This window comes from Brevundimonas sp. ABV4_179 (assembly GCF_056311945.1).
In genome coordinates, this window is record NZ_CM149976.1 from 2067364 (window position 1) to 2093362 (window position 25999).

Here is a 25999-nt window from a genome sequence, read left to right on the forward strand (position 1 = left end):
GGCGTCTGGCTTCGACGTGGGCCTAGGCCTTCTGGCCCCGGAATGCGACCCCGATACGACGATTCACAACAGGATCAGATGATCCGGCAACTCATTGGGATTGTCCGGTCGCGGCGGGAAGTGCCTGGCCAGCACCTGGCCGCACAGGGCGACGGCGGCTGAAAAGCCCTCGACCAGCCGGTCTTCGCGCAGTTCGCGGGTCAGGGCGTCCACCGCCTGAGCCCAGTCGGCTTCTTCCACCTCGGCGTGAATGGCTTCGTCAGCGATCAACTCGACCTGATGTTCGTCCAGGGCGGCGAAGATCAGGACGCCGGTGCGTTCGCGCGTGACATGGACGCCGTGGGCCAGGAACTGCTGCAGGGCCGCTTCTCGCACCCGTCCGCGTCGCACGCCGGCCGGCGTGGACAGGCGGCGCAGGGCGGGAATGCGGGTCAGCAGGAAGACGCTCACGAACACCACCGCCTGCGACAGGGCGTATATGGCCAGGGTCTGTCCGGTGCTCGCCGCCTCGGCCGCCCGATGCGCGGCCTCCCAGCCGCCGCCGGGCCAACGCAGGTCCAGAACGAAGGGGACGAAGACGATGGGAGCGATCAGGGCCGCGCCCGCCGCCCACGCCAGGCTGACGTCCAGATAGGACGAGACGCGCCGCGATACGACGCAGAAGATTTCGCCCGAGGTCTGGGCCTCGGCGCCGGCGATGGCCGCTGCGATGCGGGCGCGGTCGTTGTCCGTGATCTGCATCACCATCCTCCTGACGCGCCGCCGCCGCCGAAGCCGCCGCCGCCTCCGCCAAATCCACCCCCGCCGCCGAAGCCGCCGCCTCCGCCGCCCCAACCCCCGCCGCCGCGTCCTGAATCGCGCAGCGCCTCGGACGCCGCCCACAGCAGGACGGAGCCGACGCCGCTGCGCCGTCCGCGACCGGATCGCGCGGCGGCCAAGAACATGAACAGGAAGATGATCGCGACGATCACCAGAGGCGCGATGGAGCCGCCCTTGTCCTTGGCCTGTTCGTCCGCGACGGCCTGGGCGCGGGCCTGGGCTTCGGCGGGATCGAGCGACAGTTGCGCGATCAGCGCATCCACGCCCTTGACCACGCCGGTCTTGTAGTCGCCGTCGCGGAAGGACGGCAGGATGTCGTTGCGGATGACCTGGGAAGAGAAGGCGTCGGTCAGGATCGGCTCCAACCCATAGCCCACCTCGACCCGGACCTTGCGCTCATTGGGCGCGACGATCAGCATGGCGCCGTTGTCCTTTTCCTTCTGACCGATGCCCCAGGCGCGACCCAGCTGATAGCCGTAGTCCTCGATCTCCTGATCCTGGAGGCTGCTGACGGTCACGACGACAAGCTGGTCGGTGGTCGCGGCTTCCAGCGTCTGCAGCTTCTCGGTCAGGGCCTGTTCGGTCGCGGGATCGAGCAAACCAGCCTGATCAACCACGCGGCCGCTCAGGGGCGGAAAGTCGATCTTGGACTGCGCCATCGCCGGAACGGCGAACAGCAGCAGGACCGCCAGGCCGATCAGCCAGCCGGCGACGTCGGTCGGACGTCGCCCCGGCGTGAGCAGGCGTGTCACTGGGCCGGCGGGGTGGAACCGGGCGCGACGGCGGGCGCGCCGCCGCCGGGTGCGGAGGCGTTGGACGGCGGGGCGTTCAGGTTGAAGTTGACCTGCGGCGCCGACTGGGCGGCGGCGGTCGCGGTGAACAGCTGCATCGGCTTGGACCCGCCATGCAGGGTCTTGGCCCAGATCACCTGCGGGAAGGTGCGCAGGGTGGTGTTGTAGTCGCGAACGGCCTCGTTGTAGTCGCGGCGCGCGATCTGGATGCGGTTTTCGGTGCCTTCCAGTTGCGATTGCAGGGTCAGGAAGTTCTGGTTGGCCTGAAGCTGAGGATAGGCCTCGACCGTGACCAGCAGGCGCGACAGCGCGCCCGACAGCTGGCCTTGCGCTTCCTGGTACTGCTGGAAGGCCTGCGGATTATCCAGATCGTCGGCCGAGACATTGACCGATGTGGCGCGGGCGCGGGCGTTGATCACGTCCGTCAGCGTCGTGCGTTCCTGGATCGCCGCGCCTTGGACCGTGGCGACCAGGTTCGGCACCAGGTCCGCACGCCGTTGATACTGGCTCTGCACATCGGCCCAGGCGGCCTCGGCGCGTTCCTGCTTGGTCGGAATGGTGTTGTAGCCGCATCCCGCTGCGGCCGGGGTGATCAACAGGGCGGCCGTTAAGGCCAGCGCACGCGCGTTAAGGCGAACCATGACATCTCCCTATCGGCGCAGATCGCCGTCGGGTCGAATATTGACCCGCCGCAGGAATGCATCAAGCGTCCAATGGCTCCGGTTGGAGATTGTTGATGCGGCAGGCGGCCGAATAGGTATTGGCCAGCAGGCAGGCGATGGTCATGGGGCCTACGCCGCCAGGAACCGGGGTGATGCGACCGGCGACCCCCGCAGCCGTCCTGGCCACGTCGCCGACGACACGGGTCTTGCCCTCCGCCGCCTTGGCCGGATCGGCGGACGGCACGCGGTTGATGCCCACGTCGATGACCGTGGCGCCGGGCTTGATCCAATCGTTCTGGATCATCTCGGGCCGTCCGACCGCCGCCACCAGAATATCGGCTTCGCGGCAAACCGCGGGCAGATCGTGGGTGCGCGAATGGGCGATGGTGACGGTGCAGCTTTCACCCAACAAAAGTTGCGCCATCGGCTTGCCGACGATGTTGGAGCGGCCCACCACCACGGCGTTCAGTCCCGACAGATCGCCCAACTGATCCTTCAGCAGCATCAGACAGCCCAGCGGCGTGCACGGAACCAGCCCCGGCAGGCCGACGGCCAGACGGCCCGCGTTCACGACATGAAACCCGTCCACGTCCTTGTCCGGGTCGATCGCGTCCAGCACCACGGTCGCGTCGATGTGGGCGGGCAGGGGCAACTGCACCAGAATGCCGTGAATGCCCGCATCGGCGTTCAACTGGGCGATCAGGGCCAGAAGCTCGTCCTGGCTGGTCGTTTCGGCCAGGCGGTGGGTGTCGGATCGCATCCCGGCGCGCAGGGTCGTCTCGCCCTTGTTGCGGACGTAGATCTGGCTGGCCGGATCCTCGCCGACGATGACGACCGCCAGGCCAGGCTTGACGCCGTGTTCGGCCCCCAGCCGCTCGACGGCGGCTGCCACCCGCTGGACCAGCGTCGCCGAAAAGGCCTTGCCGTCGATCAGGGTCGCGGGCGTGGATTCGGCTGACATGGCAGCTCCGTTTGGCGGGGAAATCAAGATGGTGGCGATTTACAGCCGCGCCGGTTCGGCGTCTATGATCCCGGTCCAAAGCTGGAGAAATTCATGAGCCGTCCCTCTCTCGCCGCCGCCGTCAGCCTGATCGCGTTGATCGGCGCCGCAAGTCACGCCCTGGCCCAGGAGGCCCAGCCGCTGCGGATCGGCGCCAGCGTCAGCGGAGCACTGACGGACGGCGACGCCAAGGCGGCGGACGACGAATATCGCTACGATGACTACCGTTTCCAGGCGCGCGCCGGCCAGCGACTAGAGGCCGTGCTGCGCTCCGACGCCTTCGACGCCTATCTGGCGATCTACGCCGATGGCGCGATGGACGAGGCGTTGGCCGAGGACGACGACGGCCTGGGCGACGGCACTAATGCGCGCCTGCGCTTCACGCCCGAGCGGGACGGCGTCTATGTGCTGAGGGCGCGCACGCTCAGCGGCCTGGACGGCGGCGACTATCGCCTGTCGCTGCAGGAACGTCCCCCCGCGCCCCGCGCCCCGCGCCCGACCGGCATCCGCGTCGGCGCGACGGTCAGCGGAGAACTGACGGACCATGATCCCGAGCAGGAGGACGGCGGACGCTATGACGCCTACGCCTTCCGAGCGGCGGCGGGCGACCGGTTCGTCATCACCCTGGACTCCAGCGACATCGATCCGCTGGTGCGGGTCGGCCGTATGAACGGCCCGGACTTCACCGAACTGGCCAACAACGACGACGCGCCCGGCGGCGGGCTGAACTCACGCCTCGTCTTCACGGCTCCGTCGGCCGGCGAGTACGTGATCCGAGCGACGGGCGTGGACGAACGCCTGGGTCGCTATGCGCTGGGGCTGGCCGAGGCGCCGCCCGCGCCGCCGTCCAAGCCCATCGCCGTCGGCGACGAGATCAAAGGCGAACTGGGCGACGACAGCGCCACCAACGACGATGGGCAGCGCGCCGACACCTACCGCTTCACCGGAACGGCCGGTCAGCGTGTCGCCATCGAAATGAAGTCCAGCGACTTCGACGCCTATCTGACGCTGCGCCGCGCCTCCGACGGCGGTCTGGTGGCCGAGGACGACGACGGCGCGGGCTCAGGCACCGACGCCCGCATCGGCCGCACCCTGGACGCGGCCGGCGACTACATCATCGAGGCGCGCGGTTTCAGCGACGAAGCCGAGGGCGACTATACGCTGAAACTGACCGAAACGGCGCCGCCGCCGCCTCCGACGCCGGCCGTATTCGGCCAGACGGCCGAGGGCGAGATCAGCGATGCGAGCCCCCAAGGGGACGATGGCAAACGCTATCACGCCTACGTCTTCACCGGGACCAAGGGGCAGCGCGTTCAGGCCATACTGCGCTCCGGCGACTTCGACGCCTATCTGGAGATCGGCAAGGCGGGCGAGGCCTTCGAGGCCTTGGCCAGCGACGACGACGGCTTGGCCGAGGGCACGGATTCACGCCTGACCTTCACCCTGCCGGAAGACGGCGACTATGTAGTGCGCGCCATGCCGCTGAGCGCAGAGGAGAAAGGGCTCTATTCCTTCGAACTGTCGGATCGCGGGCCCGAACCCAGACCCGGCAGCCTGCTGGTGGGGTCCACGGTGCGTGGCGTGCTGAAGGATACGTCGGCCCTGACGGACGAAGGCGCCTATTTCGACGCCTATCGGTTCCAGGCCAAGAAGGACGAGAAGCTGCGGCTGACCATGGTCTCCAACGCCTTCGACTCCTTTATCGACCTGGGCCGCCAGGACGACGACGGCGACTTTTCCAGCCTGGCCACCGACGATGACGGCCTGTCCGACGCTCACGCCAAGCTGGATTGGACGGCGCCCGACGACGGCTGGTATCTGGTGCGCGCCCGCGCCTATGGCGCAAATCAGACGGGCGCCTACGCCCTGACGGTGGAACGCCAGCCCGCGACGGGCGGCCGCAGCAGCGAAGCGCGGAGCCAGACGCCGTCCGAGTAGTCCCCTCATGAGCGACGCCGCCGCGCCCGACCGCAGGGAACAGCATCTGGACGTCGTTCTGGCGGGGCGGGCACGTCATGCGCGCGCCGCCGGTTTCGACCGGGTGCATTTCGTCCACGAGGCCTTGCCGGACCTTGATCACGACAAGATCGACCTGGGGGCCGACTTTCTGGGCCGGCGGCTGAAGGCGCCTCTGCTAATCTGCGCCATGACCGGCGGTCCCAGCCGGTCAGAGGCGATCAACGCCCGCCTGGCCGAGGCGGCCCAGCATCTGGGTGTCGCCTTGGCGGTGGGATTGCAGCGGGCGGCGATCAAGAACGACGACAGCGGGGGGCTGGACCGGACCCTGCGTCGTCGCGCCCCCGATACCGTCATCCTGTTCAGTATCGGCGCGGCCCAGCTGACGCGCGGCTTCGGATTGGACGAGGCGCGGCGGGCCATGGACATGATCGACGCCGACGCCTTGGTCGTTCATCTGAACCCCCTGCAGGAGGCCTGTCAGCCTGAGGGAGACCGTGACTGGTGGGGCGTGGGCGCGGCGCTGGAGGCGCTGATCCTGAAACTGGACGCCCCGGTGGTGGTCAAGGAGACGGGCGCGGGCCTGTCCGGCCGCACCGCCCGCCGGTTGATCGACATGGGCGCGGCGGCGGTGGAAGTGGCGGGCGCGGGCGGCACAAACTGGGCTCTGGTCGAGGGCGAACGGGCCTCGGACCCGTTCGATCAGGCGCACGCCGCCGTCTTCGCCGACTGGGGCGCGCCGACCGCCCAGGCCCTCGTCGATGTGCGGCGCGCCTGCCCGGAGGCCGTCATCATCGGTTCGGGCGGCGTTCGTGACGGAGTGGATGCCGCCAAGGCGATTCGGCTGGGCGCCGACATTGTGGGCCAGGCGGCGGGTGTTCTGGCGGCGGCCACGACTTCTTCGGAGGCGGTGGTCGAACATTTTCAGCAGGTGGTGCGCCAGCTGCGAACCGTCTGTTTCTGCACCGACTCCGCCAATCTGGCGGCGTTACGCCGCGCCCCCTTGCGACCCTTCGACTGATCGTGAGCGGTTGCCAAGCGCGCATCGGGTCGTGTAGAGCGCCGCCTCCTGTTGGGGAGTAGCTTCCGGCGTCGCATCGTCGGGATCGCGTCAACACACTCGCGCTTCGGCGCGTGGCGCGATCAGCGGACCACCGCCTAGCGAGACCAGCGTGTTCCACCGCCGCACCGGCCGGCGTGGGGACCGCTGTCGCTTGCCCGGTGGAGTATTTCGCATGACCCCAGGAGCCATTGCCGTTCTGTCCCTCAGCATGTCCACGGACGCCTTCGCGGCCGCCGTGGGGCGCGGTGCGTCGCACCGACCGACCGTGCCGGCCGCCGTCAAGGCGGGCCTGGTGTTCGGGGTGATCGAGGCCATCACGCCGTTGATCGGCTGGGGGCTGGGGATCATCGCCGCCGGTCTGGTCGAGCGGATCGACCACTGGATCGCCTTCACCCTGCTGCTGATCGTGGGCGGAAAGATGATCTGGGAAGGCGCCAAGCCGCGCGACGGCGACGAGGACGCCGCCCCCCGTCGCTCGGGTCCGTGGGCCTTGATCGCCACCGCCATCGGCACCAGCATCGACGCGGCGGCGGTCGGCGTGGGCCTGGCCTTCATCGGCGCCAACATCTGGGTGATCGCCGCCTCGATCGGCTTCACCACCTTCGTCCTGACCACTATCGGCATGCTGATCGGCCGGGCCGTGGGCCTGAAGTTCGGCAAGGCGGCCGAGATCGTGGGCGGCGTGGCCCTGATCGGCCTGGGCACGATGATCCTTATGGAACACCTGGGCGTTCTGGGCGGCTGATCCAGGCGCCCAGGCGCCCAGGCGGGGCGGGGCGGGGCTCAGGCGGACGGCAGCAGGTCGTCGGCGAACGCCCGGTAACGCCCCGCCCGAACGCCGTCGGTGGCGCGGGCGATGTCGGGCGCGAAATAGTGGTCGCTGGCGTAGGGGGCGGCGGCTTCGCGCACGATGGCGAAGACCTGCTCCAGCGCCGGCGAACTGGTCAGGGGGCGGTGAAACTCGATCCCTTGCGCCGCCGCCAGCAGTTCGATGCCCACCACCGTCGCCGCGTTCTCGGCCATGTCCAGCAGACGGCGCGCGCCGTGGGTGGCCATGGAGACGTGATCCTCCTGATTGGCGCTGGTCGGGACCGTGTCCACGCTGCACGGATGGGCCACCATCCGGTTCTCGGCGATCAGGGCGGCGGCCGTGACCTGGGCGATCATGAAACCGGAGTTCAGGCCGCTTTCCTTGACCAGAAAGGCCGGCAGTTCACTCATCTTCGGATCGACCAGGATGGCCGTGCGACGCTCGGACATATTGCCGATCTCGCATAGGGCCATAGCGATCTGATCGGATGCAAAAGCAACGGGTTCTGCGTGGAAGTTGCCGCCCGAGATTACGTCGCCGTCCTCAATGAAGACCAGCGGGTTGTCGGTGACGGCGTTGGCCTCGCGCTCCAGCGTCGCGGCTGCCGTCTTCAGCACGTCCAGTACGGCGCCCATGACCTGAGGCTGACAGCGCAGGGAGTAGGGGTCCTGCACCTTGGCGCAGTCGTCGCGGTGGCTGTCGCGAATGGCCGAACCGTCGATCAGTCGTCGCAAGGCGGCGGCCACGGCGATCTGGCCGGGCTGGCCGCGCAGGGCGTGAATGCGCGGATCGAAGGGGGCGTCGGACCCCTTCAGTGCATCGACCGACAGGGCGCCCGCCGCCAGGCCGGCCGCGAAAACCGCCTCGGCCGCGAACAGGCCCGCCAAGGCCAGCGCCGTCGAACACTGGGTGCCGTTCAACAAGGCCAGACCCTCCTTGGGGCCCAGCGTCAGCGGCGTCAGCCCCGCGCGCGCCAGAGCCGTTTCGGCCTCCAGCGTCTGGCCGTCCACCCGCGCCTCGCCCACGCCGATCAGGATGCAGGACATATGGGCCAGCGGGGCCAGATCGCCGGACGCCCCGACCGATCCCTTGGACGGAATGCAGGGCAGGATGCCGGCGTTGACCAGGGCGACCAACGCCTCCAGCGTCTCGCGCCGGATGCCCGAGGCGCCCCGCGAAAGAGAGGCGATCTTCAGCACCATCAGCAGACGCGTCACCGCATCCGGCAGTAGCGGGCCAACGCCGCAGGCATGGCTCAGAACCAGGTTCTTCTGAAGGGTTTCAAGGTCCTGTGGCGCAATGTTGGTGTTAGCCAAGAGGCCGAATCCGGTATTCACCCCATAGACGGTGCGCCCCTCGGCCACGATCGCCGCCACCGTCGCCGCGCCCCTTTCCACATCGGTCCAGGCGGGGTGCGTGATGGAAACCGTCACGGGGCCGTCCAGCACGGCGCGAAGCTGGGCCAGGGTCAGGGGCGCCTCGCAGATGGTCAGGGTGGTCATCGTCAGGCCTTCAGGCTGGGCAGGTTCAGTTCGTGTTCGCGGGCTGCGTTGCGCGCGATCTCGTACCCCGCATCGGCATGACGCATCACGCCGGTGGCCGGGTCGTTCCACAAGACGCGCTCCAGCCGCATGGCCGCTTCCGGCGTGCCGTCGGCGACGATGACGACGCCCGAGTGCTGGGAATACCCCATGCCGACCCCGCCACCGTGGTGCAGAGACACCCATGACGCGCCCGAGGCCGTATTCAGCAGGGCGTTCAGCAGAGGCCAGTCGCTGATTGCGTCCGACCCGTCCATCATCGCCTCCGTCTCCCGGTTGGGGCTGGCGACCGAGCCGGAATCCAGATGGTCGCGGCCGATGACGATGGGGCCGGACAGTTCGCCGGACGCCACCATCTCGTTGAACATCAGGCCCGCGCGATGGCGGTCCCCCAGGCCGATCCAGCAGATGCGAGCGGGCAGGCCCTGGAAGGCGATCCGCTCGCCCGCCATGTCCAGCCAGCGGTGCAGTCCTGTATTGTCGGGAAACAGACGCTTCATCGCCGCGTCGGTCTTTCGGATATCTTCCGGGTCGCCGGTCAGGGCTGCCCAGCGGAACGGGCCGATCCCCCGGCAGAACAGCGGGCGGATATAGGCGGGCACGAAGCCGGGGAAGTCGAAGGCGTTCTTCAGTCCTTCGTCGAAGGCGACCTGACGGATATTGTTGCCGTAATCGACGACCGGAACGCCCGCCGCCTGGAAACCCAGCATGGCCTGAACATGGGCGACGATGGACTTGCGCGCGGCCGCCGCCACCGCGGCCGGGTCGCTGACCCGCCGATCCTCCCATTGCGCGATCGTCCAGCCGGACGGCAGATAGCCGTTGACCAGATCGTGGGCGCTGGTCTGGTCGGTCACCAAATCCGGGCTTGCGCCGCGCCGCACCAGTTCAGGCAGCACATCGGCTGCGTTGCCCAACAGCCCGACCGATATCGGTTTCCCGGTTTCCTTGGCTGTCTCGATCATGGCCAAAGCCTCGTCCAAAGTCTCGGCCATGACGTCCAGATAGCGGGTCTTCAGCCGCATCTCGATCCGGCTGCGCTGGCATTCGACCGCGAGGCACGAGGCGCCGGCCATGGTCGCCGCCAGGGTCTGGGCGCCGCCCATGCCGCCCAGGCCTGCCGTCAAGATCCACTTGCCCGACCAGTCGCCGCCGTGATGCTGGCGTCCGGCCTCCATGAAGGTCTCGTAGGTGCCCTGCACGATGCCTTGCGTGCCGATGTAGATCCAAGACCCGGCCGTCATCTGACCGTACATCATCAGCCCCTTGCGATCGAGTTCGCCGAAATGCTCCCAGGTCGCCCACTTCGGCACCAGGTTGGAGTTGGCGATCAGCACCCGCGGCGCATCGGCATGGGTTCGGAACACGCCAACGGGCTTGCCTGACTGCACCAGCAGGGTCTCGTCCGCCTCCAGCGCGCGCAGGGTCTCCACGATGCGGTCGAAGGCGGCCCAGTCGCGCGCCGCCTTGCCGATGCCGCCATAGACGACCAGGTCCTGGGGCCGCTCGGCGACCTCCGGGTCCAGATTGTTCATCAGCATCCGCAGGGCGGCCTCAGCGGCCCAGGTCTTGGCGGTCATCTCCGGCCCGCGCGGACTGCGGACGATGCGGGTGTTCGGCGTGTTCATCTCTGGCTTTCCGCAAAGGCGATGCAGGCGCCGAGCACGCGGCGCAGATGGTCCCGCATCGGCTCCGCGCGTTCCGGCCGATAGGGGCTGGGCCAGTTGTCGGGCGACAATGGCCCGGCGGGATCGGCCATATAGCCCCGGTCGGCCAACTCCATCTGGATGGCGTGCATCCCCAGGCTCGGTCGTCCGTAATGGCGCGTGGTCCAGCCGCCCTTGAATCGGCCGTTGACGACCAGGCTGAAGCCGCTGATCGCGCAGGCGGCCTCGACGCCCTGAGTCAGTTCCGGCGCGCATGTCGATCCGTCGTTGTCGCCGATATTGAACTGAGGCAGTTCGCCCTCGAACAGGCGCGGCACGACCGAACGGATCGAATGGGCGTCATAGAGGACGACGGGGCCGCTCGCGCGCAGCCGATCCAACTGCCCCCGCAGCGCGGCATGATAGGGATCGAACCAGGCCGCCCGTCGCATTGCGATTTCGTCGGCGTCAGGGGCCTGGCCGTTGCGATACAGCGGTTCGCCGTCGAAGGTCTCGGTTGGGCAAAGGCCCGTCGTCGTCATGCCGGGATAGAGTGAGGCGCCGGAGGGATCGCGGTTCACGTCGATGACGCTGCGTGAAATCGCCGTCCGCACCATCGTCGCGCCCATGTCGGCCGCGAAGTCATAGAGCCGATCGACCCACCAGTCCGCGTCCTTACGCGCCAGCCAGGGCGAGGTCATTCGCGCCTCGATCTCGGGCGGAATATCGATCCCGGTGTGCGGCAGGCCGATCACCAGCGGCGCCGAACCCTCGTGGATGGTCAGCCAGTCCTTCATCCGCTCCAGCCTCCCTCGCCAAATCGATCCGTCGTGGTATGTCTAGACATATTGATCGTAGAGATGCGGACCTGTCCAGTGACCCCTGAAGCGCACCCTGTGGATCGCAGCCTCTGGTTCCAGGCCGCCCTGCTGCCGGACGGCTGGGCGAAAGCGGTGCGGATCGGGCTGGCGGGCGGGCGGATCGCCAGGGTCGAAACCGGCGTGGCGCGCCAGCCGGCGGACACGGGCGGCGGCGTCGCTCTGCCCGGCATGACCAATCTGCACAGCCACGCCTTCCAGCGGGCGATGGCGGGCCTGACCGAGGCGCGTGGGCCTTCTGACGACGATTTCTGGACCTGGCGCGCGCTGATGTATCGCTTTCTGGACCGCGGCGGGCCTGAGGAGATCGAGGCCATCACCGCCTTGGCCTTCTTGGAGATGCTGGAAGGCGGCTTCACCCGCGTGTGCGAGTTTCATTATCTGCACAACGATCCGTCGGGCGCGCCCTATGGCGATATCGCCGAGATCGCCGGCCGGATCGTTGCGGCGGCCCGGACGACGGGGATCGGCCTGACCCTGCTGCCGGTCTTCTACGCCCACGCCGGGTTCGGCGGCCAACCGCCCGCGCACGGCCAGCGGCGGTTTCTCACCGATCTGGACGGGTTTTCCGATTTGGTTGGCCGTTGCCACGTTTTGACCGCCGACATGGAGGGCGCCGTGGTGGGTGTGGCGCCCCACAGTCTGCGTGCAGTCGCGCCGGACGAACTTACGGCGATGCCGGGCTTGGCGAGCGATGGGCCGATCCATATTCATGTGGCCGAACAGACCAAGGAGGTTCAGGACTGCCTGGACTGGTCGGGCGCACGTCCGGTCGAATGGCTTCTGGCCAATGCGCCCGTGGATCCGCGCTGGTGCCTGATCCATTCGACCCATGTGACCCAGGTGGAATGGCGCGGGATCATGGATCGGCATGCCGTGGTCGGCCTGTGTCCCATCACAGAGGCCAATCTTGGCGACGGCGTCTTTCCCGCCGTCGATTTCACTCAAGGAGGCGGGCGGTTTGGTGTCGGCACGGATTCCAACGTCCAGATCGGCGTGTCCGACGAGCTGCGGATGCTCGAATACAGCCAGAGGCTGGCGCGACGGGGTCGCGGGGTCATGGCCGACCCGCGACGCTCGACGGGGCGCGCCCTCTATGACCGTGCTCTGGCGGGCGGGGCGCAGGCGGGGGGCGTCAAGTCCGGTCTGATCGCGGGCGCCTGGGCCGATATCGTGTCGTTGGATGTGGACGGGGTCGCCTTCGTCGGGCGCGACGGCGATGCGGTTCTGGACAGCTGGATTTTCGGCGCGCCGCGATCCGGCGCGATCCGCTCGGTCTGGCGGGCGGGACGCGAGGTGGTGAAGAACGGCCGCCATATCGCTCGCGACGCGGTTCAGAGCCGGTACCGCCAGGCCCTGCTGCGGATCTTGGGCGAGGCGGCGGCATGACGCTGCACCAACGCATCTATGCCGACCTGGAGCGCCGCATCCTGTCCGGCGATCTGTCGCCCGGCGACCGGATTCCGTTCGAGCATGAGTTGACCGAAACCTACGACTGCTCGCGCATGACGGTCTCCAAGGCGATCTCCGAACTGGCGGGGCGCGGGCTGGTGACGCGCCGCCGCCGCGCTGGCACCTTCGTCGCCCAGCCCAAGGCCCATGCCGCCGTATTGGCCATTCCTGATCTGCAGGCCGAGGTCGCGGCGCGCGGTCAGGCCTATGGCTATGCGCTGCTGGATCGGGTGGAGCGGAACGCCCGGGACGACGACGAAGGGGAACTGGCCGCTGGCGGGCGTCTTCTGGACCTGACGTGCCTTCACAGCGCGGACGGGGCGCCTCTGGCGTTGGAGCATCGGCTGATCGCGCTCGCCGCTGCGCCACAGGCTGTCGACGTTGATTTTCAGACGCTTTCGCCCGGCAGTTGGCTGCTGAAGTCACAGCCCTGGACCGAGGCGGAGAACCGCATTTCCGCCATCGAGGCCGACGCCATGGCCGCGCGCCTGTTGGGCCTGAAGCCCGGCGCCGCCTGCCTGTGCGTCGAGCGACGGACATGGCGGGACGGGCAGGGGGTGACGCGCGTATGGCAGACCTTTCCCGGCGACCGCTACGATCTGGTCGCCCGCTTTTCGCCTGCGCACATGAAGGACATCCGCCGATGAAGGCCGACCGCCTGCTGATCGACTGTCATGTCGCGACCATGGTCGAGGGCGGACCTCCCTATGGCGCGGTGACCGATGCGGCGGTTGCGATCGCGGATGGACGCATCGCCTGGGTCGGGCCGCGCGCCGACCTCCCGGCCATTGACGCCGCACAGACCGACCGCCTGGATGGACGCTGGGTCACGCCGGGACTGATCGACTGTCACACCCATCTGGTGTTCGGCGGGGATCGTTCGGGCGAGTTCGAACAAAGGCTGGGGGGGGCCAGCTATGAGCAGATCGCCCGCGCAGGCGGGGGCATCGCCTCTTCGGTCAAGGCGACGCGGGTGGCGACGGAAGACGATCTGTTCGTCTCGGCCATGCGCCGCCTGGCGGGCCTGAAGGCGTCCGGCGTGACCACCGTCGAGATCAAGTCCGGCTATGGCCTGGATCGCGACACTGAGCTGAAGATGCTGCGCGTCGCCCGCCGGATCGGGCGCGAAGGCGGGGTGCGTGTTCGCACCACCTATCTGGGCCTGCACGCTGTGCCGCCCGAATATCGCGACGACCGCGCCGCCTATGTCGACCTGGCCATCGGCGACATCTTGCCGGCCGCCCATGCGCTGGGTCTGGTCGACGCGGTGGACGCCTATTGCGAGCCCATCGCCTTTTCCATCCAAGAGGTCTCGCGGCTGTTCGACAAGGCGTGCGACCTGGGCCTGCCGGTAAAGCTGCATGCCGACCAGTTGTCGGACGGCGGCGGGGCGGCTTTGGCCGCGCGTCATCGGGCGTTGTCGGCGGATCACATTGAACACGCGACGAAAGAGGGCGTCGCCGCCATGGCCGCCGCCGGCGTCGTCGCGGTCCTGCTGCCCGGCGCCTACCTGATGCTGCGCGAGACCCAGGCGCCGCCGGTCGATCTGCTGCGCCGCCATGGCGTGCGAATGGCCGTCGCCACGGATTGCAACCCTGGCACCTCGCCCGTCGCCTCCATGACCGCCGCCATGACCCTAGCCTGCGTCCAGTTCCGCCTGACCCCTGAGGAGTCTTTGGCCGGGGCGACGCGAGAGGCCGCCCGAGCGCTCGGGATGCTGCAAGAGGCGGGAACGGTGGAATCGGGCAAGGCGGCCGACTTGTCGGTTTGGGACGTCTCCGGCCCGGCCGAACTTTGCTACTGGCTTGGCAAGCCGTTGCTGAACCAGCGCTATCTCAAGGGAAATCGCGTTTAGGTTGCGCTGTGCGTGAGGATAACCATAGATTGTCTGTATGCTCGCAGAACAATCGAACGATGTGGACGCCTTCATCGCGCACTGGTCCGCCGCCCCCATCAGCGAGCGCGCGCACTATCAAACCTTCATCATCCAGCTTTGCCGCCTGATCGGCGCGCCAGCCCCGGACGATGAGCGCGCCGGCGATCTGGACTACTGTTTCGAGCGCCCGATCCAGTTCCTTCACGACAACGGACTGACCACGACGGGCTGGATCGATTGCGCCAAGCGTGGCTGCTTCGTTCTCGAGGCCAAGCAGTCGCGCAAACGCCGAGACGGGGGACCGCTGGATCCCGCCGCCCAACTGGCGCTCCTTTCGAAGCCGGCCGCCAGGTCTCGCGCGCCGTCGCAGGAGGCGCTGGACCGCGTCATGCGTATCGCCAAACGCCAGGCCGAAAACTACGCCAAGGCGCTGGACGAATGGCCGCCTTTCCTGATCACCGTCGACGTCGGGCGCTCGATCGAGCTGTGGTCCGATTTTGCGAGACAGGGCAAGATCTACGCGCCGTTTCCCGACCGGGCTGGCCACCGCATCACCTTGGAACACTTGCGCTCGCCTGACGTGCGCGAGCGGCTGCGTCGAGTCTGGACCGATCCTATGTCGCTGGACCCCGCCGCGCGATCCGCGGAGGTTACGACGGACATCGCGACCTCGCTCGCCTGGCTGGTCAAGTCGATCAACAACCGCCGCCAGTTCGGGCTCGGGCGGGTGGAGCGCACGGCCCAGGCCGCCAAGACCGCCCGGTTCGTCATGCAGTGCATCTTCGCCATGTTCGCCGACAGTGTGAAACTGATAACCCACCGCAGCTTCCTGGACCTGCTCCAAAGCCACAGGGGAACGGCCGACCGCTTTCATGAGGGCGCGCGCGACCTGTTCATCACGATGGAAAAGGGCGGCTATTGTGTCGCCACGCGCCAGACTGTGCCGTGGTTCAACGGCGGGCTGTACAAGACGGTAGAAACGCTTCCGATCACAGAGGATGAACTGGCGGCGCTGATCGCGGCGGCGAAATGCGACTGGACCGATGTGGAACCGGCCATATTCGGAACACTGCTGGAACAGGCGCTCGACCCGGCTGAACGCGCGGAGCTTGGCGCCCACTACACGCCGCGCGCCTTTGTCGAGCGGCTGGTCGAGCCCACGATCATGGAGCCGTTACGGGCGGACTGGGAGGCCGTGGAGGCCGAGGCGGTCGCCGATTTCGTCCAGGGCGACACCATGAAGGCGCGCCGCCGGCTTCACGCTTTTCATGCGCAGCTTTGCAAGACGCGCGTTCTGGATCCGGCCTGCGGCACCGGCAACTTCCTCTATGTCGCCATGCGGATGATGAAGGAGCTGGAAGAGGAGGTGTTCGGCACGCTCGGCGAAATGGGCGAACACCAGGGCGTTCTGGCCTTCCAGGGCCAGGTCGTCAGCCCGGAGCAGTTCTATGGCATAGAGAAGAACGCCAACGCCGCCTGGATCGCGGAGATGGTGATGTGGATCGGCTATCTGCAATGGTATTTCAAGGCGACCGGCGGCTCCTCGCCGTCCGAGCCGATTTTGAAGAATTTTCGCACGATCCGGCATGCCGACGCCTTGCTGGACTATGCCCGCGTTGAGGCGGCGCCGGTCCAGGCAGCGGGCGTGCGAGAGGCCGAGACCTACGTCGATCCGCGCCCGACGCCCTGGCCGTCCGTGCATTTCATCGTCGGTAATCCGCCCTTCATCGGCGGCAAGGGTCTGAGACGCGAACTGGGCGACGGCTATGTGGACGCTTTGGCGACGATCAGAGGCGGGCGGTTCCTGTCGGCGGACTTCGTGACCGCCTGGTGGGATCGCGCGGCTGAAATCCTGACGCAGCCGGGGTCGATCCTGCGCCGGTTCGGGTTCATCACCACCAACTCGATCACCCAGACCTTTTCGCGCCGCGTGCTGGAGCACCATCTGCGCGCTACGCCGCCCATCAGGCTGGTCTTCGCCATTCCAGATCATCCGTGGGTCAGGGGCGCAGGATGCGCCGACGTCAGGATCGCCATGTCCGTCGCCGAGCGGGGCGAGCCGGATGGCCACGGCCGGTGGCTGCGACCTGTCGATCCCGACGCCGTGACGTTTGAGGAACGGCACGGCGACATCGGCGCCGACCTGATGCTGGACAGTCGTTTGGCGCAGGTCCGCCCGCTCAAGGCCAACGCCTGCCTGGCCTATCGCGGCGTTCAGCTGATGGGCGCGGGATTTCAGGTCACGCCTGAACGAGCAAAGGCGCTGCTGGCCGGTTCGGACGCGGATGCGCCGTCTCCGGTTCGGGATTATCGCAACGGTCGCGATCTGGCGGATCGGCCCAGGGGCGTGCAGGTCATCGACTTCTTCGGTTGGGACGAGGGCGAGGCCAGGCGTCGCCACCCTTTGCTGTTCCAGCATCTGATTGAGGCGGTGAAGCCGGAACGGGATCGAAACAATCGCGCGTCATACCGCGAGAACTGGTGGATTTTCGGCGAACCCCGGCGCGACCTTCGCGCCGCGCTGCAGGGCTTGAGCCGCTACATCGTCACGGTCGAGACGGCCAAACATCGCTGGTTCCGGTTCCTGGACGCATCCGTCCTGCCGGACAACAAGCTGGTGGTGATCGCCAGCGATGATCCGGCGGTTCTGGGCGTGTTGTCGTCGCGTCACCACCGCGCCTGGTTCGCCGCCAACGCCGGGCGAATTGGCGAGTACGAGCGCGAGGCGGTCTATGTGAAGGGCGTCTGCTTCGACGCCTTTCCCTTGCCTGATTTGACCGGAGCGGCGGCCGCAGAGATCGCCGTGCTGGCTGAAGAGTTGGATGCCCTGAGAGCATCCGTTCTTAGCGCCAGCCCGGTTCGTACCATGACCGGCCTCTACAACGACCGGGCGCGCATAGGGCAGGGCGACGCCCTGACCGAGGTCGAGCGGGAGGCTCAGGAGTCTGCGCGCATCGGTCTGATCGACCATCTGCACCAGCGTCTCGATCAGCAGGTGTCGCGCGCCTATGGCTGGCCGGACGATCTGACAGACGCTCAGATCGTGGATCGCCTGATCGGTTTGAACCACGCCCGCGCCGAACAGGAGGCGGCGGGCGAGGTCGCCTTTGTTCGGCCGGTCTATCAGGTGGACAAGGTCCGACAATCCAAAGCGACCAAGCCCGTACAACCGACGCTGCCGACCTCTCGCGAAAAGGTCTTGCTGCCCGAAGAACCCGGCGTCCTGGCGTCCAGCCTCTTGGCCATTCTGCGAAAGGAGGGGGCGCCCATGTCGCCGGGTGATCTGGTCGACGAGTTCGAAGGTAGTCGGCCGCGCGCCAGGCGGCTGATCAGCCATACGTTGAAGGTGCTGGCGGTCGCAGGCTCGGTTCAACTGACCGATGTCGGCTGGTTCGCGCCCCGGCGGATGCCGACCTAGACCTCGGCGAGGCCGATGACCTTCATCAGGGCGTCGCGGATGGCGGCTTCGGTGAAGGGTTTCTGCACGGTGGGCTGGCCGCGCCATTCGTCGGGCAGGCCGCCCTCGCCATAGCCGGTTGAGAAGACGAACGGCACGCCGCGCGCCTTCAGCGCCTCGGCGACCGGGAAGATCTGCTGGCCGGCGACATTCACGTCCAGAAGCGCGGCGTCCAACCCTTCGGCGTCGCGCACCAGGGCAAGACCCTCGTCAATAGTGGAGGCGGGGCCGACCGGCACGCATTCCATGTCTTCCAGAATGGTCTCGATCAGCATGGCGACAAGCGATTCGTCTTCCACGATCAGGACGCGGCGGCCGGTCAGGGGCTGGGTCATTTTGCGGCGGTCCTGTCGAGCGGAATCGTAAGCTCTGCAATCAATCCTTCAGGGGCGTAGACCAGATCGATCTCTCCCGCCAGATCATGGCGAATGTTTCGTTCAATCAAGCGACTACCAAAGCCTCTTCTGTCCGGTACCGTAACTTTCGGCCCGCCCATTTCGCGCCAGGTCAGGCGTAGTTTGCGATCGCGTTGATCGGCCAGCGCCCAATCGATCAGCACCCGTCCCTCAGGTGTATGCAAGGCCCCGTATTTGGCGGCGTTGGTCGCCAACTCATGAAAGATCATGCCGAGCGACAGAACCACCGACGGCTCCAGAGACACAGGCGGACCGATCAGACTGATCCGTGTCGGACCATAGGCTTCGGTTTCATGCTGCAGGATAGCGCGCAGGTCGGCGCCTTCCCAATGGCTTCGGGTCAGGAGATTGTGGGTGTGGGACAGGGACATGATCCGCGACTGGAAGGTCTCGGCGAACCCGGCTGGATCGGTATTTGACCGAGCGGTCTGGATGGCGATGGACTGGACCGTGGCCAGGGTGTTCTTCACCCGGTGGTTCAGTTCGTCGATCATCAGCTTCTGGCGCTGGGCGGCCAGGACATTGGCGGTGACGTCGTGGCCTTGCACGAAGATGCCGACGACCACCCCTGATCCGTCCCGGATCGGCTGATAGATGAAGTTCAGATAGACCGTCTCCAGCGGACCATCGGGCGTGCGTTGCAGGCGAGCGGCGCTTTCGCGGCCCTCGTAGGGTTCGCCCGTGACGAAGACGCTGTCCAGCAGGTCGAAGAAGCCCTGACCGTCCAATTCGGGCAGGGCCTCGCGCACCGGCTTTCCAGCGATGTCGCGATGGCCGATCAATTGGCCATAGGCGTCGTTGTGCATCTGGAACCGATGATCCGGGCCGGACAGAATGACCACGAAACCCGGCGCCTGCATGAACATTTCGACCAGGCGATTGCGTTCGCCTTCAAGGCGGCGATTGTCCTCCTGCACCGACTGGGCGCGGCGAAGGACCGAGCCGCCTACGATGGCGTCCAGAGCCGTGGTTGGTTCTTCCGGCCTGATCTCAGGCGACAGGTCGGTGACGTCGCTGGTGTGCTGCAGGAGCAGCTCGACCTCTCCGGCCGCATTCAGCACAGGCGTGTGCGTCGCGCTCCACACCCGTTCGACGAAGCCAACACTCCCATCGGCCAGCGTCTTTTCGACCGAGAAGCGGACGACCGCCAGATGGTCGCGCTGACGTGTATCGCGCGCCTTTTCCAGCGAATCGCGCACCTGGCGCACGTTTTCCGGTGCGTCAGACCCTGGCCCGGAATCGAAGGCGGCGAACAGCGGCTGGCCCACGATGTCCTGTCGCCGCCCCCCTGTCACATCCTCGTAGGCGCGATTGACGGCGACGATCCGCAAATCCGGCGTCAACAGCACATAGGGATTGGGCGAGCTTTCGAACGCCGCGCCCAGGGCCGCAGTCTGGGCGGCCGTCAGGCTGTCTGATGTCTTCGGATCGTTCAACGCCTACCCCGCTAGCTTGGCGATAACGCACGATGCGTGAAACGGTTCGATAGAGAGATTTCAGGGATTGTGACCGCAAGATCATTGGCCCGTCGCCAGGATTTGCTAATCAGCGAGGATGACAATCGCCGGCGTCTTCGCCACCCTCTCGCTCATGATCGCGCCCGCAGCCGACCAGCCCACCGTCCGCATCTCGCAGGGCGTCCTGACCGGACGCGCCGACGGCGACGTGGTTTCCTTCAAGAACATTCCCTATGCGGCGCCGCCGACGGCCGCGCGCCGGTGGCGGCCGCCCGGTCCCGCGCCGACCTGGCAGGGTCAGCGCGACGCCGGCGCCTATGGGCCGATCTGCATCCAGGCGCCGCCCAGCGGGGATCCTGGCGTCGGCCCCTTGCCGATGAGCGAGGATTGTCTGAACCTGAACGTCTGGCGGCCAGCCGGCTCCAGTCCGCCGGCGCCGGTGATGGTCTGGATCCATGGCGGCGGGATGGTGAACGGTTCGGGCACCGCGCCGCTGTATGATGGGGCCGCCCTGTCCCGGCGCGGCATGGTGGTCGTCACACTGAACTATCGGCTGGGACGTCTGGGCTTCTTCGATCATCCGGCCCTGGCGGCCGAGCGGCCGGCGGGCGAGGCGGCCGCGAACTATGGCCTGATGGACGTGACCGCGGCGCTGAAATGGGTGCGCGCCAATATCGCGGCCTTCGGCGGCGACCCCAAGAACGTCACCATCTTCGGCGAATCGGCGGGCGGGGCCATCGTGACCCGGCTGATGATCTCGCCGCCCGCGCGGGGCCTGTTCGACCGGGCCGTGGTCCAGTCGGGACTGGGGCGCGAGTTGCAGACTCCGCTGGACCGCAAAGGGCCGCATGGCGCTCCGTCCGCGCGCGAGAGGGGCGAGGTCTGGGCCTATGGCGCGGGTCTTCGCACGGCGGCGGATCTGCGCGCGGCGCCGGCGGACCTGTTCCTGACGCCGCCGCCGGTGTTCGCCAATGGCGACCTGACCTTGATCGACGGTCGCGTCGTGCCGTCCACGGTCGAGGCCGCCTTCAAGGCCGGGCGTCAGGCGGCCGTGCCGCTGATCATCGGCACGAACAGCGCCGAATTCTGGTGGATGCGCCCGACCGACCGCAACGGCTATGGCCAGGTCGACGACGACATGACCTGGCTGGAGCGGGCCGACGCGGTCCAAGCCTATGGCGGTCTGGAGGCGTTCGACAAGCTGGTCGTCACCGACCTGGTCTTTTCCGAACCGGCGCGGATGCTGGCGCGGCTGCACAACAAGGCCGGGCATCCGGCCTGGCTCTATCGGTTCGACGTCTCGTCGCCGCAGAATCCAGAGCCGCACGGCGGTGCGACGCACGCGATTGAACGGCCCTATGTGTTCGGCACGCTGAACACCCTGCCGTATCCAGTCGAGGATCGGGATCGCAAGGCGTCTGACGCCATGATGGGCTATTGGACCGCCTTCGCGCGCTCGGGCGATCCGAACGGCGTGGGTCGCCCGGAATGGCCGAAGGCCAGGGCAGGGGACACCCGCCTGATGAACTTCGGCAACGCCGGACCGACCGTGACGCCCGTGCCGTTCAGCGCGCGCCTTGATCTGTTGGAGCGGTTCCGCGAGCGGCCTCGCCCGTAAAGGTTCAGCCGGCGGAGGTCGCCGACGACTGCTTCTCCTTCAGCGTCACCAGTTCCTCGGCCATGGTCGGGTGAACGGCGCAGGTCGCGTCCCATTGGGCCTTGGTCAGACCGGCCTTCACGGCGATGGCGGCCAGTTGGATCATCTCCGGGCTGTCGGGGCCGACGATGTGGACGCCGACGACGCGCTGGCTGTCGGCGTCGACCACCAGCTTCATCAGGACCCGCTCGTCCGAGCCGGTGAAGGCGTATTTCATCGGGCGGAAACGAGTGAGATAGACGTCCACGCCGTTCGAGCACGACCGCCGCGCCTCGGCTTCGCTCAGCCCCACGACACCCACGGGCGGCTGGCTGAAGACGGCCGTCGCCACGGCCTCGTAATCGAAGTGCTGGGGGGTGTCGCGATAGACGGTCTGATGGAAGGCGAGCGCCTCGCGGATGGCGACGGGGGTGAGGTTCATCCGGTCGGTGACGTCGCCGATGGCCCAGATATTGTCTGCCGTGGTTCTGGAATACGCATCGACCTTGATCGCGCCTTGGTCGGTCAGCTCCACGCCGGCGGTTTCCAGGCCCAAATCCTTGACGTAGGGGACGCGGCCCGTGGCGAACATGACCACGTCGGTCTCCAGCTTCATGCCGTTTTGCAGGTGGTTGACCAGGCCGGCCTCGGTCTTTTCGATCTTCTCGTGCTGGCAGCCCAGGATGACCTTGATGCCGCGCTTCTCGATCTCGCCGGCCAGATGGGCGCGCACGTCGTCGTCGAACCCGCGCAGGATGTTGGGGCCGCGATAGATCAGGGTGGTCTCCACCCCCAGTCCGGCGAAGATGCCGGCGAATTCCACCGCGATATAGCCGCCGCCGGCGATCAGGATGCGCTTGGGCAGTTCCGGCAGATGGAAGGCTTCCTCGGAGGTGATGGCGTGTTCGATGCCGGGCAGATCCTCCGGCTTCCAAGGCCGGCCGCCGGTGGCGATCAGAATTTTCTCGGCGGTGATGCTGCGGTCCTTGCCGACGATCTCGACGGTATGGGCGTCCTTCAGCACCGCCCGCCCATGCACCAGTTCCACGCCCGCCTTGCCCAGATTGGCGGCGTAGATGCCCGACAGCCGCGCGATCTCGACGTCCTTGGCCTCCAGGAATTTGGGCCAGTCGAACGTGGCGTCGGCGAACGACCAGCCATAGCCCTCGGCGATCTCCAGCGCGTGGCTGACTTCGGAGGCCATGACCATGAACTTCTTGGGCACGCAGCCGCGGATGACGCAGGTGCCGCCGACCCGAAACTCTTCCGCGATCGCGACCCGCTTGCCATCCAGGGCCGTCAGCCGCGCCGCGCGCACGCCCCCGGAACCTGCGCCGATGACAAAGAGATCGTAGTCGTAGTCGGCCATGGCGTGCGTCCGTTCAGCAGAGACCCCATCCGAAGGGGCCTTGGCATTTAAGCCGCTCGCCGCGAAATCCAACCCCGCCCGCTTGTCGGGTTCGAGGCGCCCTCGGCGGAACGGCCGTCCATCGTTCGGGGTTCTGCCGTTGATCGAGGTCGTGAAGGGACGCGGACATGCAACCAACGAAGCTGGGATGGGCGGCGTCCATCGTCGCGTTGTGCGGATTTCTCGTCGTGGCGGGTTGCGACCGCCAGCCGGGCCAGCCCCGCGCCGAATCGACCACCCCCGCACCGACGCCCAAGCCAATCGAGGACGGGACGACCCAAAGGGCGAGCGAGACGCCGCCGGCTTCATCGACCCAGGCCTGCTACCTATCGGTCGATGGTCAGGTGCGGGTTCAGGGGCCGTGTCTGGTCTTCCCGTTCGGCGATGGCGGATACACGATGAACGCCTGGTCGAACGGCAAGCCGGCGCAGTCGCATTTCGCCGTCGTCACGACCAATGGCGACGGCGCGGCCGACGCCACCTGGAACGCCGACCCCGACGATACGCGCGCGGCGGATCCGCTCGGCACGGTCACATTCGCGGACGGATGCTGGAGCAACGACCGCGCCAGAATCTGCGCCGGGATGCGATGAGGGCGCACCCCTTCTGAAGCGGCGGACTGAACTTTAGCCTGTCTCGAAGTTGTAACGAAAGCGTAGCCGTATCGTATCCGCAGCGGCTTAGACGCGGGCCCCTCAACGGGGGATATGCGTCATGGTGTCACGTTTTAAGGGTCTGAGTTTGGCTAGCCTGCTTGCGGGCACGGCCTTGTCGGGTTGGGCCGGGGCCGCCGTAGCGGAAACCGCGGCGCCCGACCCGGCCGTCGATCAGGTCGTGCAGCGGTCGTCGGTCGATCAGCTGGACGAGATCGTGGTGGTCGGCTCGGGCCAGACCCGTTCGGTTTCGACCTTGACGCCAGCCAATCTGGAAACCCTGCCGCCGGGAACCAGTGTCCAGAAGGCGCTGAACTTCCTGCCGGGCGTCAGCGCCCAGTCGATCGACGCCCTGGGCGTCAACGAGCAGTCCCTGACCCTGCAGGTGCGTGGGTTCAACACGACCCACCTGGGCTATACGCTGGACGGCGTGCCGTTGGGCGACGGCGCCTATAACAACTACAACGGGCTGACGATCAGCCGCGCGCTGATTTCCGAGAACCTGGGCCGCGCCGACCTGGCCACCGGCATCGCGGGCCTGGCCATTCCATCCACCAGCAATTTGGGCGGCGCCCTGATCTACACCTCGCGCAATCCCAGCCGTTCGTTCGGCCTGGCCGCCAGCCAGGGCTTCGGCAGCGAGGCCTCCAAGCGCAGCTTCCTGCGTGTGGACACGGGCGAGCACAACGGGTTTTCGGCTTATGTGTCCGGCCAGTACAGCGAGCAGGACCTGTTCGTGAACCAGGGCGCCTACAAGACGTCCTGGGGGCGCCAGTTCAACGGTAAGGCCATGTACCGCTTCGATCGCGGCGCCATCACCGCCTTCGCCGACCTGTCGCGCACCAACCAGGCGGACGACGCCTATCTGTCAAAGGACATGCTGAACCGGCTGGGCTGGGACTGGGCCGGCTATGCGCCCGACTGGCAGTCGTATCTGGGCGTCGCCTATTGCGGCGTGACCAATCCGACGGCGACGGCCAGATGCGTTCCGGCGCCCGCGCCGCAGAAGAACTCGGACGTGACCTTCACCAATGGTCAGATCCTGCGCAACGACGACCTCTACTATCTGGCAGGCGACTATGATCTGACGGCCAATCTGAAGATCAACGCCAAGGTCTATCGCCACACGGACAAGGGCGCGGGCAACAACTTCATCACCGGCTGGTCCACTCAAGGGACGACGACCACGGCCGACGACGTGCCGGTTCAGATCCGCGACACGCGCTACACCATTGATCGCTCAGGCGTGCTGGGCGGCCTGAGCTGGGTCTTCGGTCCCAACCACGTCCAGGCGGGCTTCTGGTTCGAAGAAAACACCTCCAGCGCCGCGCGCTACATCCGCACCGACGTGACCGGCCCCTTCAGCCTGGCCCACTATCTGGGCGGTCAGCCGGCCCGCGCCCAATGGGTGCAGGAGACGGATTGGGAGACGCGCCAGTTCTACATCCAGGACACCCTGTCGCTGCTGAACGACGCGGTGACGATCGATTTCGGCTTCAAGAGCACCTACGCGAAGTCGGACGCCAAGGCGATCGACGGCGTCGCGGCGACCCCGCCGCCCGCCTCCAGCCAGTTCGCCAGCGGCAGCCTGACGGCCAAGGACGACTTTCTGCCCGAGATCGGCGTCCACTGGCAGGTCGCCGAGGGCCACGAACTGTACGCCAGCTACGCCGAGAACATGGCCATGTTCCAGGGTGGCTTCAAACTAGGGCCGCAGTCAGTGTCGCAGGCCCTCTGGGACCTGCAGGGCCAGTATCTGAAGCCCGAGACCTCCAAGAGCTTCGACGCCGGCTACCGCTACATCAGCGGGCCGCTTCAGATCGCGTTGGCGGCCTATCGGGTCAAGTTCGACGACCGGCTGCTGCAATACAATCCGTGCCCGACCAACCAGCAGCAGAACCCCGGCTGCGGCAACTCCTTCCACAACGCAGGAAGCGTGACCAGCACGGGTGTCGAACTGGGCGTGCTGTGGAAGCCGACCCCCTGGTTCAGCTGGTACAACTCAGCGTCCTACAGCAAGACGACCTATGACGACGATCTGAACTGGTGCACCACGACCTGCGTGGTCAAGGCGACGGCCGGCAAGCAGCAGATCGATACGCCCAAGGAGATGCTGTCCAGCGTGGTCACGGTGAACTGGCGCGGCTTCTCCGGCTCACTGATGGGCAAGTACACGGGCGAGCGGTTCTACACCTACACCAACGACCAAGGCTTCGGCGGCTATACGACCTTCGATCTGGGCCTCAGCTACGACCTGAGCGAAATCGGGGCGACCAGGGTCAAGTTCGCGGTGAACGTGACCAATCTGACCGACAAGCGCTACGCTTCAAACTTCGACGGCAGCGTCTTCGCGCCGGACGATGCGACGGGCAGCATCGTGGTCTTCCACGCATCGGCCCCGCGTCAGGTGTTCGCCACTGTGAGCTACGCCTTCTGACCCCACTCGGCGGCCTCTTTCCGCACCCGAGCGGAAAGGG

The 25999-nt window shown here is 67.1% G+C and carries 20 protein-coding genes and 1 riboswitch; of the genes, 10 read left to right on the forward strand and 10 right to left on the reverse strand.

Annotated features, from left to right (window positions below; all coding sequences use genetic code 11):
* Positions 1-63: 63 nt before the first annotated feature.
* From ACYX4P_RS09945 to folD, 4 genes are all read right to left on the reverse strand, one after another.
* Entirely contained in the window at positions 64-741 is a 678-nt protein-coding gene (locus ACYX4P_RS09945; RefSeq protein ID WP_248116093.1) for a TPM domain-containing protein, read from the reverse strand.
* Entirely contained in the window at positions 741-1571 is an 831-nt protein-coding gene (locus ACYX4P_RS09950; RefSeq protein WP_374322904.1) for a TPM domain-containing protein, read from the reverse strand. The genes ACYX4P_RS09945 and ACYX4P_RS09950 overlap by 1 nt, the downstream gene beginning before the upstream one ends.
* Positions 1568-2251: a LemA family protein gene (locus ACYX4P_RS09955; protein WP_248116096.1), complete on the reverse strand. Its 684-nt coding sequence runs from the start codon at positions 2249-2251 to the stop codon at positions 1568-1570. The genes ACYX4P_RS09950 and ACYX4P_RS09955 overlap by 4 nt, the downstream gene beginning before the upstream one ends.
* A 61-nt stretch (positions 2252-2312) precedes the next feature.
* Entirely contained in the window at positions 2313-3233 is a 921-nt protein-coding gene (gene folD / locus ACYX4P_RS09960; protein ID WP_248116098.1) for a bifunctional methylenetetrahydrofolate dehydrogenase/methenyltetrahydrofolate cyclohydrolase FolD, read from the reverse strand.
* Positions 3234-3326: 93 nt separating this feature from the next.
* Here folD and ACYX4P_RS09965 point away from each other — a divergent pair, with 93 nt between their 5' ends.
* The 3 genes from ACYX4P_RS09965 (at position 3327) to ACYX4P_RS09975 (ending at position 7036) form a co-directional block, all read left to right on the forward strand.
* Positions 3327-5210, forward strand: coding sequence for a PPC domain-containing protein (locus tag ACYX4P_RS09965; RefSeq protein ID WP_248116099.1), 1884 nt, complete (start codon positions 3327-3329; stop codon positions 5208-5210).
* A gap of 7 nt (positions 5211-5217) precedes the next feature.
* Entirely contained in the window at positions 5218-6249 is a 1032-nt protein-coding gene (fni, locus tag ACYX4P_RS09970; protein WP_248116101.1) for a type 2 isopentenyl-diphosphate Delta-isomerase, read from the forward strand.
* 44 nt (positions 6250-6293) lie between these two features.
* Positions 6294-6437: riboswitch (yybP-ykoY riboswitch) on the forward strand.
* 26 nt (positions 6438-6463) lie between these two features.
* A complete protein-coding gene (locus tag ACYX4P_RS09975) occupies positions 6464-7036 on the forward strand; it encodes a manganese efflux pump MntP (RefSeq protein ID WP_292047648.1) in 573 nt (190 codons plus the stop codon).
* 38 nt (positions 7037-7074) lie between these two features.
* On the opposite strand, the gene hutH is transcribed toward ACYX4P_RS09975, so the two are convergent.
* Genes hutH through hutG form a run of 3 tightly spaced genes read right to left on the reverse strand, consistent with a single transcriptional unit; the run spans position 7075 to position 11086 of the window.
* Positions 7075-8604 carry a histidine ammonia-lyase gene (gene hutH / locus ACYX4P_RS09980; protein WP_292047646.1) on the reverse strand — a complete coding sequence of 510 codons (1530 nt, stop codon included), beginning with the start codon at positions 8602-8604 and terminating at the stop codon, positions 7075-7077.
* Positions 8605-8606: 2 nt separating this feature from the next.
* Positions 8607-10271, reverse strand: a complete 1665-nt coding sequence (gene hutU / locus ACYX4P_RS09985; protein WP_248116107.1) for a urocanate hydratase — start codon at positions 10269-10271, stop codon at positions 8607-8609.
* The gene (gene hutG, locus ACYX4P_RS09990) at positions 10268-11086 is read right to left on the reverse strand and encodes an N-formylglutamate deformylase (RefSeq protein ID WP_248116109.1); all 819 of its coding nucleotides are present in this window, start codon (positions 11084-11086) and stop codon (positions 10268-10270) included. Before hutG ends, hutU begins: the two co-directional genes overlap by 4 nt.
* Before the next feature lie 78 nt (positions 11087-11164).
* Here hutG and ACYX4P_RS09995 point away from each other — a divergent pair, with 78 nt between their 5' ends.
* Genes ACYX4P_RS09995 through ACYX4P_RS10010 form a run of 4 tightly spaced genes read left to right on the forward strand, consistent with a single transcriptional unit; the run spans position 11165 to position 17913 of the window.
* Positions 11165-12556 carry a formimidoylglutamate deiminase gene (locus ACYX4P_RS09995; protein ID WP_248116111.1) on the forward strand — a complete coding sequence of 464 codons (1392 nt, stop codon included), beginning with the start codon at positions 11165-11167 and terminating at the stop codon, positions 12554-12556.
* Positions 12553-13266, forward strand: coding sequence for a histidine utilization repressor (hutC, locus tag ACYX4P_RS10000; RefSeq protein WP_248116113.1), 714 nt, complete (start codon positions 12553-12555; stop codon positions 13264-13266). Before ACYX4P_RS09995 ends, hutC begins: the two co-directional genes overlap by 4 nt.
* The gene (hutI, locus tag ACYX4P_RS10005; protein ID WP_248116115.1) at positions 13263-14474 is read left to right on the forward strand and encodes an imidazolonepropionase; all 1212 of its coding nucleotides are present in this window, start codon (positions 13263-13265) and stop codon (positions 14472-14474) included. The genes hutC and hutI overlap by 4 nt, the downstream gene beginning before the upstream one ends.
* Positions 14475-14511: 37 nt before the next feature.
* Positions 14512-17913, forward strand: coding sequence for a class I SAM-dependent DNA methyltransferase (locus ACYX4P_RS10010; protein ID WP_248116116.1), 3402 nt, complete (start codon positions 14512-14514; stop codon positions 17911-17913).
* On the opposite strand, the gene ACYX4P_RS10015 is transcribed toward ACYX4P_RS10010, so the two are convergent.
* Positions 17910-18287 (reverse strand): response regulator, encoded by a 378-nt coding sequence (locus ACYX4P_RS10015; protein WP_248116118.1) that lies wholly within the window; start codon positions 18285-18287, stop codon positions 17910-17912. The genes ACYX4P_RS10010 and ACYX4P_RS10015 overlap by 4 nt on opposite strands.
* Positions 18284-19804 carry a sensor histidine kinase gene (locus ACYX4P_RS10020; RefSeq protein ID WP_248116120.1) on the reverse strand — a complete coding sequence of 507 codons (1521 nt, stop codon included), beginning with the start codon at positions 19802-19804 and terminating at the stop codon, positions 18284-18286. Before ACYX4P_RS10020 ends, ACYX4P_RS10015 begins: the two co-directional genes overlap by 4 nt.
* Before the next feature lie 118 nt (positions 19805-19922).
* Here ACYX4P_RS10020 and ACYX4P_RS10025 point away from each other — a divergent pair, with 118 nt between their 5' ends.
* Positions 19923-21443 (forward strand): carboxylesterase/lipase family protein, encoded by a 1521-nt coding sequence (locus tag ACYX4P_RS10025; RefSeq protein ID WP_248116122.1) that lies wholly within the window; start codon positions 19923-19925, stop codon positions 21441-21443.
* A 4-nt stretch (positions 21444-21447) separates the two neighbouring features.
* Here the strand turns inward: ACYX4P_RS10025 and gor are convergent, their stop codons facing one another.
* Positions 21448-22830 carry a glutathione-disulfide reductase gene (gene gor, locus ACYX4P_RS10030; RefSeq protein WP_248116124.1) on the reverse strand — a complete coding sequence of 461 codons (1383 nt, stop codon included), beginning with the start codon at positions 22828-22830 and terminating at the stop codon, positions 21448-21450.
* Positions 22831-22997: 167 nt separating this feature from the next.
* Here gor and ACYX4P_RS10035 point away from each other — a divergent pair, with 167 nt between their 5' ends.
* A complete protein-coding gene (locus ACYX4P_RS10035) occupies positions 22998-23462 on the forward strand; it encodes a hypothetical protein (RefSeq protein WP_248116126.1) in 465 nt (154 codons plus the stop codon).
* Positions 23463-23610: 148 nt separating this feature from the next.
* Positions 23611-25959, forward strand: coding sequence for a TonB-dependent receptor (locus ACYX4P_RS10040; protein ID WP_476069402.1), 2349 nt, complete (start codon positions 23611-23613; stop codon positions 25957-25959).
* Positions 25960-25999: the final 40 nt, after the last annotated feature.

Bases quoted from the DNA above. Each gene is read 5' to 3' on its own strand.
- gor (WP_248116124.1), bottom strand. From the start codon at position 22,830: ATGGCCGACTACGACTACGATCTCTTTGTCATCGGCGCAGGTTCCGGG.
- hutI (WP_248116115.1), top strand. From the start codon at position 13,263: ATGAAGGCCGACCGCCTGCTGATCGACTGTCATGTCGCGACCATGGTC.
- fni (WP_248116101.1), top strand. From the start codon at position 5,218: ATGAGCGACGCCGCCGCGCCCGACCGCAGGGAACAGCATCTGGACGTC.
- ACYX4P_RS10010 (WP_248116116.1), top strand. From the start codon at position 14,512: ATGCTCGCAGAACAATCGAACGATGTGGACGCCTTCATCGCGCACTGG.
- ACYX4P_RS09975 (WP_292047648.1), top strand. From the start codon at position 6,464: ATGACCCCAGGAGCCATTGCCGTTCTGTCCCTCAGCATGTCCACGGAC.
- hutH (WP_292047646.1), bottom strand. From the start codon at position 8,604: ATGACCACCCTGACCATCTGCGAGGCGCCCCTGACCCTGGCCCAGCTT.
- ACYX4P_RS10025 (WP_248116122.1), top strand. From the start codon at position 19,923: ATGACAATCGCCGGCGTCTTCGCCACCCTCTCGCTCATGATCGCGCCC.
- hutG (WP_248116109.1), bottom strand. From the start codon at position 11,086: ATGAAGGACTGGCTGACCATCCACGAGGGTTCGGCGCCGCTGGTGATC.
- ACYX4P_RS09945 (WP_248116093.1), bottom strand. From the start codon at position 741: ATGCAGATCACGGACAACGACCGCGCCCGCATCGCAGCGGCCATCGCC.
- ACYX4P_RS09965 (WP_248116099.1), top strand. From the start codon at position 3,327: ATGAGCCGTCCCTCTCTCGCCGCCGCCGTCAGCCTGATCGCGTTGATC.
- hutU (WP_248116107.1), bottom strand. From the start codon at position 10,271: ATGAACACGCCGAACACCCGCATCGTCCGCAGTCCGCGCGGGCCGGAG.
- ACYX4P_RS10015 (WP_248116118.1), bottom strand. From the start codon at position 18,287: ATGACCCAGCCCCTGACCGGCCGCCGCGTCCTGATCGTGGAAGACGAA.
- ACYX4P_RS10035 (WP_248116126.1), top strand. From the start codon at position 22,998: ATGCAACCAACGAAGCTGGGATGGGCGGCGTCCATCGTCGCGTTGTGC.
- folD (WP_248116098.1), bottom strand. From the start codon at position 3,233: ATGTCAGCCGAATCCACGCCCGCGACCCTGATCGACGGCAAGGCCTTT.
- hutC (WP_248116113.1), top strand. From the start codon at position 12,553: ATGACGCTGCACCAACGCATCTATGCCGACCTGGAGCGCCGCATCCTG.
- ACYX4P_RS09955 (WP_248116096.1), bottom strand. From the start codon at position 2,251: ATGGTTCGCCTTAACGCGCGTGCGCTGGCCTTAACGGCCGCCCTGTTG.